The sequence below is a fragment of the Streptomyces sp. NPDC060035 genome (genome assembly GCF_042736635.1).
Classification (GTDB): Bacteria; Actinomycetota; Actinomycetes; order Streptomycetales; family Streptomycetaceae; genus Streptomyces.
The window spans coordinates 58938-72465 of the sequence record NZ_JBHWVO010000004.1 but is presented as its reverse complement, the minus strand read 5'-3'; the positions used below and the strand labels follow the sequence as shown (position 1 = coordinate 72465).

Sequence of the window (13528 nt, the reverse complement as noted above, 5' to 3'; positions counted from 1 at the left end):
GGCACGTACGGGCAGGATGCTGTGTGCCGCGTCGCCCCGCCAGGAGGTTTGTCATGTCCATCCCCGACCAGCCCGTACCCTTCACCGCCGACGACTACCGGGCCCGGATGACCCGAGCGGCGGAGTCCGCCGACGCCGCAGGCCTCGCGGGCGTCCTCGTGGCGCCGGGCCCCGACCTGGTCCACCTCACCGGATACCGGCCGACCGCCGCCACCGAACGCCTCACCCTGCTCGTCATCAGGGCGGGCCACGACCCCGTCCTCGTCGTCCCGGCCCTGGAGGCCGCGGACGCCGAGCGTGCCGTCGGCGCCCCCGTCCTCACCCTGCGGGACTGGACCGACGCCGCGGACCCGTACGCCCTGACCGCCGAACTGCTCGACGGCAAGGGCCGGTTCGGGGTCAGTGACAACGCCTGGGCGCTGCATCTGCTCGCGCTGCAACAGCTCCTTCCCGCCACCTCGTACGCCTCCCTCACCGCCGCCCTGCCGATGCTGCGTGCGGTCAAGGACGCGGCCGAGCTGGAGCGTCTCGCGGCTGCGGGGGCCGCAGCCGACGCCACGTACGAACAGATCCTGAAGGTCCGCTTCTCCGGCCGGAAGGAGACCGACGTCGCCGCGGATCTGTCCGCTCTCCTCGTGGAGTACGGCCATGCGCAGGTCGATTTCACCGTGGTCGGCTCCGGTCCGAACGGCGCCAACCCGCACCACGAGGCCGGAGACCGCACCATCGAGCAGGGTGACATGGTCGTCCTCGACTTCGGCGGCCTCAAGCACGGCTACGGCTCCGACACCTCCCGTACGGTGCACGTCGGCCCACCCACCGCGGAGGAGCAGCGGGTGCATGACGTCGTTCGGGAGGCGCAGGAGGCGGGCTTCGGCGCGGTGCGGCCCGGGGTCGCCTGCCAGGAGGTCGACCGGGCGGCGCGTGCCGTCATCACCGAATTCGGCTACGGCGAGCGCTTCATCCACCGCACCGGCCACGGCATCGGCGTCACCACCCATGAGCCGCCCTACATGATCGAGGGCGAGGAGCAGCCGCTGGTACCCGGCATGTGCTTCTCGGTGGAGCCCGGTATCTATCTGCCGGGCCGCTTCGGAGTCCGGATCGAGGACATCGTCACCGTCACCGAGAACGGCGGCCGGCGGCTGAACACCACTCCGCGCGAGCTGGCGATCGTCGACTGATCAGTCCCGCAACTCACGGTCACGGAAGCGGTGCAGCACGTCGTACGGGTAGGGCAGCGGACGCGCACTGGCCTCGTCCAGTCGCTCCGTCTGATCTGGCGTCAGTTCCCAGTCCGCGGCGCCCAGGTTGTCGGTCAGCTGCTCGACCGTGCGTGCCCCGACGATCGGTGCGCTCACGCCCGGGCGGCCGAGGAATCGCTGCTTCATCGGGTCCCCTTCGCTTCTTCCCGTCGCTCGGTGCTGACGCTACGAGTTGAAGTGCACCCGAATGCAAGGGACGTGTTCAGTCGTCCGCCAGTACCACGCACGATTCCGGCGGCAGATGCAGCAGCCCGTCGCCAGCCGGCGCTTCGACCGGCTGCCAGGCGGCCAGTACCCTGCCCCCGCCGGTGCGGTGACGGCCGCCGCCCAGCGCGATGGTGGCCGGCTTCGCGGAGAGATTGACCGCGATCCGCAGATCGCCCCTGCGGAACGCCAGCCAGCGCGCCTCCTCGTCGAACGCCGTCCTGACGGAGGCCAGATCGGGGTCGGAGAGGTCGGGCATGGCCCGGCGCAGCGCGATCAGTTCGCGGTACCAGGCCTGGAGGCGGGCGTGCGGCTCACGCTCGGGTTCGCTCCAGTCGAGGCAGGAACGGGCCCGGGTGCGCGGGTCCTGCGGGTCCGGGATGTCCTCCTCCGCCCAGCCGTGCGCGGCGAACTCACGCCGCCTGCCCTCGCGTACGGCTTGGGCGAGCGCCGGGTCGGTGTGGTCGGTGAAGAACTGCCATGGAGTGCGGGCACCCCACTCCTCGCCCATGAAGAGCATCGGGGTGAAGGGGCCGGTGAGCACAAGGGCCGCAGCGCAGGCCTGGAGCCCGGGGGAGAGGGTGGCGGCGAGCCGGTCGCCGAGGGCCCGGTTGCCGATCTGGTCGTGGGTCTGGGCGTAGCCGACGAAGCGGTGGGCGGGGGCGCGGGTGACGTCGACGGGACGGCCGTGCGTACGGCCCCGGAAGCTCGAGTACGTACCGTTGTGGAAGAACGCGCTGGTCACAGTCTTGGCGAGGGCGGCCAGCGGGGCGGTGGCGAAGTCGGCGTAGTAGCCCTGGGACTCCCCGGTGAACGCGGTGTGCAGGCAGTGATGGAAGTCGTCGTTCCACTGGGCGTGCAGCCCGAGACCGCCCTCCTCGCGCGGTGTGGTCGTGCGCGGATCGCAGAGGTCGGACTCCGCGATCAGGGAGAGCGGACGGCCGAGCTCGGCGGCCAGGGCGTCTACGGCCCCGGACAGCTCCTCCAGGAAGGTGAGCGCCCGGCCGTCGGCCAGCGCGTGGACGGCGTCCAGCCGCAGCCCGTCCAGCCGGTAGTCCCGCAGCCAGGCGAGCGCGCTGCCCAGCAGATACGAGCGGACCTCGTCCGAGCCCGGAGCGTCGAGGTTGACGGCCGAGCCCCAGGGCGTGTGGTGGGTATCGGTGAAGTACGGGCCGAAGGCCGGGAGATGGTTGCCCGACGGGCCGAGGTGGTTATGGACCACGTCCAGGACGACCGCGAGACCCAGCCCGTGCGCCGTGTCGACAAAGCGCTTCAGACCGGCCGGGCCGCCGTACGGTTCGTGCACAGCCCACAGCGACACCCCCTCGTACCCCCATCCGTGGGTGCCGGGGAAGGGGCAGACGGGCATCAGTGACACATGGGTGATGCCGAGCGCCACGAGATGTCCCAGCCTCCCGGCCGCGGCGTCGAAGGTGCCCGCGTCCGTGAACGTACCGACATGCAGCTCGTACAGGACGGCGCCCGGCAGCCCCCGTCCCGCCCAGCCGCTGCGCCAGGCGTACGCCTCGTGGTCGACGACCGCGCTCTCGCCGTCGGGCCCGTCCGGCTGGCGGCGCGAACGCGGATCGGGGAGCACGGGGCCGTCGTCGAGCACGAAGCCGTAGCGGTCACCGTCGGCCGCCCCGGCCTCGGCCGTCCACCAGCCTTCCCGCAGCGGATCGCGCTCCATCGGCTGCCGCCCGCCGGTCGTCCGCAGCACGGCCGACTCGGCCTCAGGAGCCCACACCTCGAACTGCATTCACCACTCCTCGTCCATGAACCGGATGCCCCGCAACGGGCCCCATGATCGGCGGAAGTCACACTCGGTGCCCCGGGAGAGTGGAGCGAGCCCACCACTGGCGATCAGGGTCTGGTCCTGATCATTGCCCTACCGGGTTCTGCTCATACGTCGAGAGGCCGAGGGCTTCGGCCAAGCGGCGTCACACGCCGCTCACGATCGCGACTGTCAGGCGCCGGTGATGTCCCGGGAGACCGTCATGAGCTGCCCGGTCGTCGCCTTGTCCAGGTCGATGGGCATGCGGCGGTCGAAGTCCCCGGGCTTGTCCCAGTACGTCGCGGCGGGCCAGTCCTGGCGCAGGCAGGCTTCCACGACGTTGTGCGCCGACGTCTCCAAGGAGTCGAAGAACACCGGGCCCGCCGCCTTGGCCATCGTGCGGACGTACCAGGGCGTCATGCGCAGGATGTCGGTCCTGGCGGCGCCTGCGTTGACCACCCCGGCGAGCAGAGAGGGCTCGGTGTCGGCCAGGTGGGCGGCGTAGTGGTGGTTGGCCACCTGGACCGGCAGCCGCATGCGCGTGAAGTCGAAGGGCTCGAGGCGGGGGAACACCGAGAGGTCCACCGGGGTGGACAGCGGCACCTTCGCCGTCATCATCACAACCCGGGGGCGCTCGGCGCGCCGCAGGGCGGGCAGCATCAGTTGCGTGAGGTGGTAGCGGCTGAGGTAGTTGACGGTGAAGAACGGGTGGAGGCCGTCGGTTGTGCGGATGTCCTTGGAGGTGAACACGCCGGTCGAGTGCAGGACCGCGTCAAAGCGGTCGTGCACGGCCAGCACCTGCTGGGCAGCGTCGCGCACCCCGGCGTGGGTGGACAGGTCGACGGCGTGGAACGAGGCGCGGTCACGCGCGTCGGCGAGGGATGCGAGCGCCTTCTCCCCCTTGCGTGCGTCACGGCCGAGCAGGGTGACCCGGTGGCCGCGGGCGAGGAATTCGCGCGCGGCCTGCAGACCGATGCCGCTGTTGCCGCCGCTGATGAGAATGGACTGCATGGGGATCTTCCGTCCGTGGGCAGGCTCAGCGGTCGATGACGTGCTCGGCCCGGTCGCGCCGGGTGTGCAGGTCCCAGTAGTCCTGGGCGATCGCGTCCGGGGAGCGGTGCGGGACGCCGTCGGGGGCCGTCTCGCCGATCAGTACGTTGATGGCGACGTTCGCGGTATGAACGCCCTTCTCACCGAGGGTCTGGTGGAGGTTGAGGGCCCAGTTCCGCAGTCCGGCCTGGGCGATGTTGACGGTGGCCAGCTGCGGGTAGGGGTTGATCGCGCCGCCGCCGGTGGTGAACAGCAGCGTGCCTGCGCCGGCCTCCAGCATGGCGGGCAGGACGGTCCGGGTGGCAGTGACGGCCCCGTAGACGAAGCCGTCGATCTGCGGACGCAGCGCCTCGACCGTGACCTCCTGCGGGGAGGCGAACACCAGGCCTGCGTGCGGCGAGAACTCCAGGACGTCGATCCGGCCGAAGCGCGCGGCGGCCGCCTCGAGCGCGGCGATGAGCCGGGGGTGGTCGGCCGTGTCGGCCGCGAAGCCGGCCGCCGTGATTCCGGCGTCGGCCAGCTGCTTCGCCAGGCCGTCGAGGTTGTCCTGGCTGCGGGATATCAGGGCGACGTCGAAACCGTGGCCGCCGAAGACCTTGGCGATCGACAGGCCCAGGCCGGGGCCTGCGCCGACGATGGCAATGGTGGGCATGGGGAATCTCCTTCGTGCGAGAGGTGGGTGCCCGGCACGCGGCCGGGGTGAGGTGGGGCGGGCGCCGGGATCAGCCCTTTGGGGAAGGAGGGGATCCGTCTGCGGGTTCCCAGTCGGGGCAGGGCGCCTCGAGCGCCCGCAGCAGCCGCTGGGAGACGCCTCCCAGCTGGCGCTGCTGCGCCTTGGTGAGCGGATCGAACACAAGGCGGCGCACCTCGTCGACATGGCTCGGGGCGGCCGCGGCGACCTTCTCGAAACCGGCGTCGGTGAGAGTGGCCAGGGTGTAGCGGCCGTCGGCCGGATCCGGATGCCGCCGCACCCAGCCGCGCTTCTCCTGACGGCCGACCACGTTGGACAGCCGGGAGAGAGTGCTGCCGGTGAACTGGGCCACATCGCTCATCCGCAGCGTGCGTTCCGGCGCCATGGACAGCGCGGACAGCACCAGGTAATCGAAGTGGCTGATGCCCGCATCCCGCTGCATCCGCGTCTCCAGGGCTGCCGGCAGCAGGGTCAGCACGTAGGCGAACGCGTACCACTGCTGCTGCTCGTCGGCATCGAGCCAGCGCGGCTCCTGAGGCTCCGGGGATTCTTCCATGACCCCACCGTAGCTTCAAGCATGAAGTCAGGCAAGCTGCCGATCACTTTTAGCATGAAGTGAAAAGGTGCTGGCTTCACTCCACGCTTGAAGTGCGAACGACATGCGGTGTCTGCGGGGGCAGAGGATGTCGAAGGCGGGCTCGAGCAGCCCCGGCTGTTCCGGCAGACCGAAGCCGCTCAGCGCAGTACGGCCGCCAGCAGGTCGCCGCCCAGCGCCGTCAGATCGGGCAGATTGAGGGTGTAACGGACGTAGCGACCGTGCCGCCGGGCCGTGATCAGGCCCGCGCGGCGCAGGACAGCGAGGTGGCGGGAAACCTCCGGGGGCGAAAGTTCCCAGGCGTGGCCCAGCTCACCGGTGGTGTGCGGGCCGCGGGCCAGGGTGCGCAGCAGTCGCAGCCGTACCGGATGTGCGAGTGCCTCCAGCCGTAGCGTGACCGTTTCCAGCGATACCGGCTCCGACGGGCTCGGCCCGGCCACGGGGTACTGCACCACCGGCTGCCACCCGGGCGCGTGGACCGCCACCAGGTGCGGGCGGCCGAAGACACTGGGGATGAAGGTGACACCGGTGCCGTGGGCGGAGGTCGCCTTGTCCTGCAGCTTGTCCACGATGATGCAGTCGCCGTCCGGTGCCAGGGTGACTGCGCCGGAGACCGATGCCAGTGCCGCCCCGATGCCCTGGCGCCTCAGCAGATCGTTCTTCAGGCGCAGGTCGGTGGCGAGCTGCACGGCGACGCCCGCCCAAGCGGCACCGAAGAAGGCCTCGTCGCACTGTTCGAGGGTGTGGCGCACCCGCGCCCGCACAGCGGCCGGATCTGCGAGCAGCCGTTCCGCGAAGGCCTCTTGCCGCGCGCCGCGGGCCTGGGCCAGGTCCAGGGCGCGCTCGCGCGCAGTCGCGTCGGTGAGCGGCGACGGCGCGGCGAAGTGGACCCGGTTGCTGCCGCACGTGGTCACGAGCGCGGCGGTCACATACGTTTCGTCGTCGATCCGGTCCACGTCGTCCAACTCCTCGGCGAGGGTCGGCCGGGGCCGGGCGGGAAGCAGGAAGTCGGCTTGTGAGGAACGCCAGAGGAACTCCGCCTCCCGCAACCGCTCGGCCGGCTCCGGCCGCAGCCCGGCCCAGACGTCCCCGGCCCAGTCGGCGAGCTGCGGATGATGCCCGGGTTCGGCCAGCACGTGCAGCATCGCGGTCAGTTCGGCCAGCGGGGAGGCGGCGAACCGCAGTCGCTCGGACGGCAGGCCGCTGATGTCGATCCTCAACGTCACCCCCTCATCATCACCGACCGATAACCGGCGACGGCGTCGGTTGACGGAGTCCGTCAACCGACGTAGCCGGCCCGGCGGCCGAACGCACCGTTGACGCCATGGCAACCACCACCAAGATGCAGCCCCGCGCCCTCGTCCGCGCCTCCGGAGGCCCTCGCTATGCCGTCGCCCTGGCCGTGGACGCGCTCGGCACCGGTCTTCTGCGGCCCTTTCTGCTGCTCTACGGGGTGACGGTGCTGAGGTTGTCCGCCCCGGACACCGGCATCGCCATGACGGTCGGCGTCGTCGTGGGTCTGGTGTGCATGCCCGCGGTGGGCCGATGGCTGGACCGGGGCGCACGCAGCACGGTCGTGGCAGCGTCGATGCTGGTGCGGGTGCTGGGCGTGGTGCTGCTGCTGGCCACCCCGGCGGGGCACGTCTGGCTGTTCGCGACGGCGGCGCTCCTCCTCGGCATCGGCAACCAGGCGTTCCCGGCCGCCCACGCAGCTCTCGTGGCCACGGTCGCCCACGGCCGGGAACGCGACACCGCTCTCGCGGCAGGCCGCGCCCTGCGCAACGCCGGCATGGGTGCGGGCGCGCTCCTTGCCACCGCAAGCCTGGCGGGTGGCGCCACCGCATTGCAGGCGCTGGCAGCCGTCACGGGGCTCGCCTGTCTCGCTGCGGCGGCCTTGGCGTGGTCGGTCCACGTACACGCGTATCCGGCCGCTACCCCGGCCAAGGTCGGTGACGACGGGCCCGTACCCCGGATGCGCGCGCTGCTGGCTGCCAACGTCATCTACGCCTTCTGCCTCAACGTCCCCGAAATCGCGCTTCCTCTGGTCCTGGTGACGCAGCTGCACGCATCCCCGGTGTGGTCGGCAGCAATCTTCGTGGCCAACACGGTGCTGGTGGTCACCCTGCAGGTTCCGGTCACTGTCCTGATGTCCCGTTTCTCCCGGCGGGCCGTGCTGGCTCTCGCCGGCGTGGTACTCACCGCGTCCTACCTCGGCTTCCTCGCGGCCACCTCATCGGGACACGGCTGGGGCGCCCCGGCCGTCGCCACGGTGTCCGTGGTCTGCACCATCGGCGAGATCATCTATGCCGGCAGCGCCACCGCGCTCGTCACCGTCCTCGCCCCGGCCCATGTCCTGGGTCGCACCCTCGCCCGCTTCGAGCTCTCCACGGGCTTCGGCCTCGCCGCCTCCCCGGCCGTCATCACCGCTCTCGCACCCCACGGCTCGGTCGCCCTCTGGGGCAGCCTCGCCGCTGGGACGCTCCTCTCCGCCGGCGCCGTTGCCACCGAGAAGGATCAAGGAACGCGGCTCGGCGGTTGCTGCCCGCCGGGCGCGAGCAGGCCTGTGAGCCCGGCAATCGCCTCTGACGGCGGTTCGAAGTAGCGGCGGATGTTTCCGATCAGCCGGCTGCCGTCAACGCCGCGCGGGCGGCGGTGAGGATCTCCTCGGAGAGCGGGGAGCCCTTGGTGGCCCGGGCCAGGACGAGTGCGCCGAGCATGGTGCACAGCCGGGTGATGCCGTCCCGGTCGTCGGTGGCGAGCCACTCGGCGAAGTCGCCCACTCCCTCGGTGTAGACGCGGTGGGCCTCGCGGTCTCCGGGTTCGCGCGCCATGTCGGTGGCGAGCGCGGCGACGGGGCACCCGTCTGCCGCGCTGTCGCGGTGCTCGACGGAGAGATAGGTGTCGATCAGTGCCTGCTGAGCGGTGTCGCGCTGTCCGGCGTGCTGCTCGAGTCCGTCTTCGTGGAGCCGGGTGAGCTCGTCGAAGGCGTGCACGGTGGCTTCGTCGATGAGCGCCTCTTTGGAGGCGAACTGCTTGTAGAAACCGCCGTGCGTCAGGCCGGACGCCTTCATGAGATCGGCGACGCTGACGTGGGTGCCCTGCTCCCGGAACAGCCGGGAGGCGGTTTCCACGACCCGCCTGCGGTTCTCCTCCGCCTGCGCCTGCGATACGCGGCCCATGAGCCACCTCCCGATTGGATGTCGATTGGCATCTATTCTAGACCGGTGTTTAGATTGTGGTCATAATCTAATTCGCGGGGCGCTCGTCGCCCGCAACGCTGGGAGCAGACATGGAACTGAAGGACGCGATCGCGGTAGTCACCGGCGCCAACCGTGGGCTCGGGCGGCATCTGGCCGCCCAGCTCGTGGAGCGCGGAGCGAAGGTGTACGCGGCGGCCCGCCGTCCCGAGACGGTGGACCTGCCGGGCGTCATCCCGCTGCGGTTGGACGTGACGGACGAGGAGTCGATCCGGGCCGCGGCCCGCACCGCATCCGACGCGACGCTGCTGGTGAACAACGCCGGCATCTCCACCGCCACGCCGCTGATCGCGGGCGGCCTGGACGCCGTGCGCCTGGAGATGGAGACGAACTTCTTCGGTCCGCTCGTAGTGACACGGGCTTTCACCCCCGTCATCGAGGGCAACGGCGGTGGCGCCGTGCTCAACGTCCTGTCCGTCCTGTCCTGGCTGCACCCCGCCGGCCTCGGGTCCTACGCCGCGGCCAAAGCCGCAGCATGGGCGCTGACCGACGCGGCCCGGGAGGAACTGGCCCCCCGCGGCATCACCGTCTCGGCGCTGCACGTCGGATACATGGACACCGACATGGCCGTGAGCGTTCCCGCCGATCAGAAGGCCGACCCCGCCGACGTCGCCGCACAGGCCCTGTACGGCGTCGAGACGGGGCTGGCCGAGATCCTCGCCGACGAGACCACCCGGTACGTCAGGCAGAGTCTGGCCGCTTCGCCGAATGCGGCGTGAGGCGCGCACCGCCGCCTTCCCCTGTCGATTCCTGAGTAAGGACACCTGATGCGTTACACCACCTTCGGATTCCGGACCGGACTGCGTGTGTCCGAGTACGCGCTCGGCACGGCGAACTTGGCACCGGCTGGGGTGCCGGCGCCGAGCCGGACGAGGCGCGCCGCGTCTTCGACCGATTCGCCGAAGCGGGCGGCACCTTCATCGATACCGCGGACGCCTACCAGTTCGGCGAGTCGGAGGAGCTGACGGGGAAGTTCGTCTCCGCCGACCGGGACCACTTCGTCCTGGCCACCAAGTTCGCCCTCGGGGCGGCGCCGCAGCCGAGCGTCTCCAGGACGGGCAACAGCCGCAAGAACATGGTCGCGTCGGTGGAGGCCAGCCTGAAGCGCCTGGGCACCGACTACATCGACCTGCTCTGGGTGCACTTTCCCGACGGACTCACCCCCATGGAAGAGATCCTGCGCGGGCTCGACGACCTGGTGAGGTCAGGCAAGATCCACCACGCCGCCCTGTCCAACTTCCCCGCCTGGCGTGTCTCCCGCGCAGTGACGCTCGCGGACCTCAAGAACTGGGCGCCCGTGGTGGGCATTCAGAACGAGTACAGCCTCGTCGAGCGGACCGCCGACCGCGAGCTGCTGCCGATGGCCGAGAGCCTCGGACTCGGCGCCGCGCTGTGGTCCCCGCTCGGCGGCGGACTGCTCACCGGAAAGTACCGGCGCAGCGCCGAGGGGCGCCTCAGCGACCTGGGGGCGGTCATCCACACGGAGAGCACCGGCCGGAAGACCGCCGTCGTCGATGCCGTCCTGGCCGTCGCCGAGGAGATCGGCGCGCCCCCTGCCCAGGTGTCGGTGGCCTGGGTGCGGGAGCGTGCCGCCCGGTCCGCGACCTCGCTCGTCCCGATCATCGGGCCGCGCACCCTCAGCCAGCTCGACCACTACCTGGGCGCTCTCGACGTCCGGTTGACCCCCGAGCAGTTCGCCCGCCTGTCGGAAGTCGGCGCGGTGCCTCTCGGAGTTCCTCACGAGGTGATCGCCGGGTCCCTGGGTGCCGTCCAGGGAGGCGACTCCAGCCGGGTCATCGCCCCGGCCGCCCCGGTGGGCTGACGTCCGAAAGCGGTGCGGCCGGTTCCCGGTAGCGGCGCCGCTCCTGAGGCCCGCGGCAGATGACGCGTCGGTCATGTCGCCCGTTGCGTCGGCGAGGGGCTCCAGGAGACCGAAGCACACACCACAAAGTGGCTCGTACCGGGAGAAGCCCAGGATGAGCAGAGATCCCGTCCCTTCGCGGACGAGAAACGGAGACGACGATGAAGGCCTTCATGATCGAGCGGTACGGCGACAAGGCCGGCGTGCGCGCCGGCGAGATGCCCGACCCGCAGGTGGGTGCCGACGACCTCCTGGTCCGGATCCACGCGGCGAGCATCAACCCGCTCGACCTCAAGATCCGTGACGGGGCCTTCAAGGCGTTCCTTCCGTACCGTCTCCCGCTCGTCCTGGGCAACGACTTCGCCGGGGTCGTGGTCCAGGTGGGATCGGCCGTCACGCGGTTCGCGGTGGGCGACGAGGTCTACGCGCGGCCCGACAAGGACCGCATCGGCACGTTCGCCGAACTCATCGCCGTCCACCAGGACGACGTGGCGGTCAAACCGGCCACGCTCACCATGGAGGAGGCTGCGTCCCTTCCCCTGGTCGCCCTGACCTCGTGGCAGGCGCTGGTCGAGCGGGCACAGGTGCAGCCAGGCCAGAAGATCCTCATCCACGGGGGCTCCGGCGGCGTCGGCACCATCGCCGTCCAGCTGGCCAAGCAGCTGGGCGCGCACGTGGCCACCACCGCGAGCACGGCCAAGGCCGACCTGGTGAAGGAGCTCGGGGCGGACATCGTCGTCGACTACAGGAAGCAGGATTTCGAGACGGTCCTGCACGGCTACGACGTCGTCCTGGACACCCTCGGCGGCGAGACGCTCGAGAAGTCCCTGCACGTACTCAAGCCCGGCGGAAAGGTCATCAGCGTCGCAGGCCCTCCCGACGCCGCCTTCGCCCGCGAGCTGGGCCTGAACGTGATCCTCCGACTGGTGATGAGCGCGCTGAGCTTCCGGACCCGGCGCCGCGCCGAGCGCCGCAACGTGACGTACTCGTTCCTGTTCATGAAGGCCGGCGGCGACCAGCTGCGCGAACTCACGTCGCTCATCGACGCCGGGAAGATCCGTCCCGTCGTCGACCGTGTCTTCCCGTTCGAGGAGACCCGGGAGGCCATGGAGTACGTCGAGAAGGGCCGTGCGAAGGCCGGCAAGGTCGTCGTCGCGATGAGGTGAGGACAGGCCCTCGCCGGACGGCCGGTGAAGACCGCCCGAGTCGGCGAGGAGACCCCGCACCCCCAAGGTCCGGCACCACCACTCTGCCCTTTCACCTGCTCCGTGGGCACGTCCCGCCGGCGAGACAGGCAACGCTCACCTCATCGGCGCAGGTGTGCTCCACATCGGCCTCACAGACTTCCCGCGTCCGCTCACCTCGTTCCGCAGAACAGGTCCGCGAGGCCCGGGCGGCGCGTTCAGCCGGTTCTCCCTCGGCGAGCCGGGGGAGAACTCCGGGCGGTGACCGGGCAATTCGCCCGGGATGCCGCTGCCGGGCGCCTGCCCGCACCAGGTGGTGCGGGCAGGCGTTCTGGTGTCGCGATCGGGGAGGGGACGTTTCGTGGCCTGCGTTTCAGCGCGAGCGGGAAGGCGAGTCGTCGCAGTACTCGGCGTCCAGGATGGGGAGGAGGGTCTCTGCTCCCCAGTTGCTGTTGTAGTTGAACGCGAGCTGGTGGCGGCCGTCCTCGGTGGTGGCGGCCAGGGTGAGCCAGCCCACCGCGCCTCCGTCGTGGTACCACAGGGTGGTGCCGCAGCCCATCGTGAACCGTTCGATGCCGAGCCCGTAGGACGAGCCCGGGAAATCGGGGTTGTCGACGGTCGTCTTCATCGCCTTCAGCTGCCGCGGTGGCAGCAGTTTGCCGCGCATCAAAGCCCTGTAGAACCGGTTCAGATCGGCTGCGCTGGAGATGATGTCGCTGTTGCCCCAGCCCTGTGATCCGTTCATCTCGGTGACGTCGTCGATCCGGTCCGGGGCCGACCGGAACAGCTTGGAGTAGCCGCGGCTGCTCGGCCGGGGCAGCTGGACGCTGTCGCCGGGATTGGACGTCGCCTTGAGCCCCAGGGGCTCGATGATGCGGTCGCGCACCTCGTCCTCGTACGGCCTGCCACCGATCTTCTCGATGATCAGCGCGGCCAGGACGTCGTTGGTGCTGGAGAACGCGTGCCTGGCACCGGGCTTGAACAGCGGCTCGTGGGAGAGGGCCACGTTCACGCGCATCTCGGGCGTCAGGGTGTCGTACCGGTGCTGGAGGTAGGCGTCGCCCTCCATGTACGTCCCGCCGTACTCCGTGTCGGCGAGGTAGTCGAACAGGCCACTGGTGTGGTTGAGAAGCTGCCGTACGGTGACCTCGCGGCCGTCGTTGCCGTTGCCCCTCACCAAGCCGGGCAGATGGTGCTCCACGGCGTCGTCGAGACCGAGTCTCTTTTCTGCCTCCATCTGGAGCAGGACGGTTGCCACGAATGTATTGGTGATGCTGCCGACGCGGAACCGGTCGTTCTTGCCGCGCGGCGCACCCGTCTTCAGGTCGCCCACGCCCGATGCCGACTTCCAGACTCCGTCGGCATCCCGTGCGTGGGCGGTGATGCCCGGGACGCCGGCCGTCACGGCCGCGTCCATCGCGCTCCGCGTCGCCTGGTGGCCGACCGCCGCGGGCGCCGTGTCCCGCGACGCCTGGGCGGGACCCGTGAAGGCGGTGGCGGCCATCGCGACCGCCGCCAGACCGACCACGCCGGACCTTGAGCTCTTCCGTATCGTCATTCCGCGCTCCTGGGAGTCGTCTGTGGTCGGCTGTATGCCGTACGCGTGCCTGCGTCGGCGGCAACGTACGTCCCCCGTGTTGCGTGCGG

General features: G+C 70.5%; 12 protein-coding genes and 1 pseudogene. 5 read left to right on the top strand and 8 right to left on the bottom strand.

Annotated features, from left to right (window positions below):
* Positions 1–53: 53 nt before the first annotated feature.
* Positions 54–1184, top strand: a complete 1131-nt coding sequence (locus ACFWBQ_RS07525) for an aminopeptidase P family protein (RefSeq protein WP_385485159.1) — start codon at positions 54–56, stop codon at positions 1182–1184.
* On the opposite strand, the gene ACFWBQ_RS07520 is transcribed toward ACFWBQ_RS07525, so the two are convergent.
* From ACFWBQ_RS07520 to ACFWBQ_RS07495, 6 genes are all read right to left on the bottom strand, one after another.
* Entirely contained in the window at positions 1185–1391 is a 207-nt protein-coding gene (locus tag ACFWBQ_RS07520) for an aldo/keto reductase (RefSeq protein ID WP_385485157.1), read from the bottom strand. It lies immediately after the preceding gene.
* A gap of 76 nt (positions 1392–1467) precedes the next feature.
* Complete coding sequence (gene treZ, locus ACFWBQ_RS07515) at positions 1468–3228, bottom strand: malto-oligosyltrehalose trehalohydrolase (RefSeq protein WP_385485155.1); 1761 nt, start codon at positions 3226–3228, stop codon at positions 1468–1470.
* A 207-nt stretch (positions 3229–3435) separates the two neighbouring features.
* Positions 3436–4254: an SDR family NAD(P)-dependent oxidoreductase gene (locus ACFWBQ_RS07510; RefSeq protein WP_385485153.1), complete on the bottom strand. Its 819-nt coding sequence runs from the start codon at positions 4252–4254 to the stop codon at positions 3436–3438.
* A 25-nt stretch (positions 4255–4279) separates the two neighbouring features.
* Positions 4280–4945: an SDR family NAD(P)-dependent oxidoreductase gene (locus ACFWBQ_RS07505; protein WP_385485151.1), complete on the bottom strand. Its 666-nt coding sequence runs from the start codon at positions 4943–4945 to the stop codon at positions 4280–4282.
* Positions 4946–5015: 70 nt separating this feature from the next.
* A complete protein-coding gene (locus tag ACFWBQ_RS07500) occupies positions 5016–5540 on the bottom strand; it encodes a MarR family winged helix-turn-helix transcriptional regulator (protein ID WP_385485149.1) in 525 nt (174 codons plus the stop codon).
* Between the two features lie 179 nt (positions 5541–5719).
* Positions 5720–6805: a DUF5937 family protein gene (locus ACFWBQ_RS07495; protein WP_385485147.1), complete on the bottom strand. Its 1086-nt coding sequence runs from the start codon at positions 6803–6805 to the stop codon at positions 5720–5722.
* Positions 6806–6903: 98 nt separating this feature from the next.
* Between ACFWBQ_RS07495 and ACFWBQ_RS07490 the strand changes: the two genes are divergently transcribed.
* On the top strand, positions 6904–8181 hold the full coding sequence (locus tag ACFWBQ_RS07490) for an MFS transporter (protein ID WP_385485145.1): 1278 nt from the start codon (positions 6904–6906) through the stop codon (positions 8179–8181).
* A 16-nt stretch (positions 8182–8197) separates the two neighbouring features.
* Here the strand turns inward: ACFWBQ_RS07490 and ACFWBQ_RS07485 are convergent, their stop codons facing one another.
* Positions 8198–8758 (bottom strand): TetR/AcrR family transcriptional regulator, encoded by a 561-nt coding sequence (locus ACFWBQ_RS07485; protein WP_385485143.1) that lies wholly within the window; start codon positions 8756–8758, stop codon positions 8198–8200.
* Positions 8759–8868: 110 nt separating this feature from the next.
* Here ACFWBQ_RS07485 and ACFWBQ_RS07480 point away from each other — a divergent pair, with 110 nt between their 5' ends.
* The 3 genes and pseudogenes from ACFWBQ_RS07480 to ACFWBQ_RS07470 all read left to right on the top strand — a co-directional run bounded on the left by ACFWBQ_RS07480 (position 8869) and on the right by ACFWBQ_RS07470 (position 11863).
* Positions 8869–9555 (top strand): SDR family oxidoreductase, encoded by a 687-nt coding sequence (locus ACFWBQ_RS07480; protein WP_385485141.1) that lies wholly within the window; start codon positions 8869–8871, stop codon positions 9553–9555.
* Between the two features lie 48 nt (positions 9556–9603).
* Positions 9604–10658, top strand: a pseudogene (locus tag ACFWBQ_RS07475) (aldo/keto reductase).
* A 200-nt stretch (positions 10659–10858) separates the two neighbouring features.
* The gene (locus tag ACFWBQ_RS07470; protein WP_385485139.1) at positions 10859–11863 is read left to right on the top strand and encodes an NADP-dependent oxidoreductase; all 1005 of its coding nucleotides are present in this window, start codon (positions 10859–10861) and stop codon (positions 11861–11863) included.
* A gap of 391 nt (positions 11864–12254) precedes the next feature.
* Here the strand turns inward: ACFWBQ_RS07470 and ACFWBQ_RS07465 are convergent, their stop codons facing one another.
* Positions 12255–13439 carry a serine hydrolase domain-containing protein gene (locus ACFWBQ_RS07465; RefSeq protein ID WP_385485137.1) on the bottom strand — a complete coding sequence of 395 codons (1185 nt, stop codon included), beginning with the start codon at positions 13437–13439 and terminating at the stop codon, positions 12255–12257.
* Positions 13440–13528: the final 89 nt, after the last annotated feature.

Bases quoted from the DNA above. Each gene is read 5' to 3' on its own strand.
- ACFWBQ_RS07525 (WP_385485159.1), top strand. From the start codon at position 54: ATGTCCATCCCCGACCAGCCCGTACCCTTCACCGCCGACGACTACCGG.
- ACFWBQ_RS07485 (WP_385485143.1), bottom strand. From the start codon at position 8,758: ATGGGCCGCGTATCGCAGGCGCAGGCGGAGGAGAACCGCAGGCGGGTC.
- treZ (WP_385485155.1), bottom strand. From the start codon at position 3,228: ATGCAGTTCGAGGTGTGGGCTCCTGAGGCCGAGTCGGCCGTGCTGCGG.
- ACFWBQ_RS07500 (WP_385485149.1), bottom strand. From the start codon at position 5,540: ATGGAAGAATCCCCGGAGCCTCAGGAGCCGCGCTGGCTCGATGCCGAC.
- ACFWBQ_RS07520 (WP_385485157.1), bottom strand. From the start codon at position 1,391: ATGAAGCAGCGATTCCTCGGCCGCCCGGGCGTGAGCGCACCGATCGTC.
- ACFWBQ_RS07480 (WP_385485141.1), top strand. From the start codon at position 8,869: ATGGAACTGAAGGACGCGATCGCGGTAGTCACCGGCGCCAACCGTGGG.
- ACFWBQ_RS07490 (WP_385485145.1), top strand. From the start codon at position 6,904: ATGGCAACCACCACCAAGATGCAGCCCCGCGCCCTCGTCCGCGCCTCC.
- ACFWBQ_RS07510 (WP_385485153.1), bottom strand. From the start codon at position 4,254: ATGCAGTCCATTCTCATCAGCGGCGGCAACAGCGGCATCGGTCTGCAG.
- ACFWBQ_RS07470 (WP_385485139.1), top strand. From the start codon at position 10,859: ATGAAGGCCTTCATGATCGAGCGGTACGGCGACAAGGCCGGCGTGCGC.
- ACFWBQ_RS07505 (WP_385485151.1), bottom strand. From the start codon at position 4,945: ATGCCCACCATTGCCATCGTCGGCGCAGGCCCCGGCCTGGGCCTGTCG.
- ACFWBQ_RS07465 (WP_385485137.1), bottom strand. From the start codon at position 13,439: ATGACGATACGGAAGAGCTCAAGGTCCGGCGTGGTCGGTCTGGCGGCG.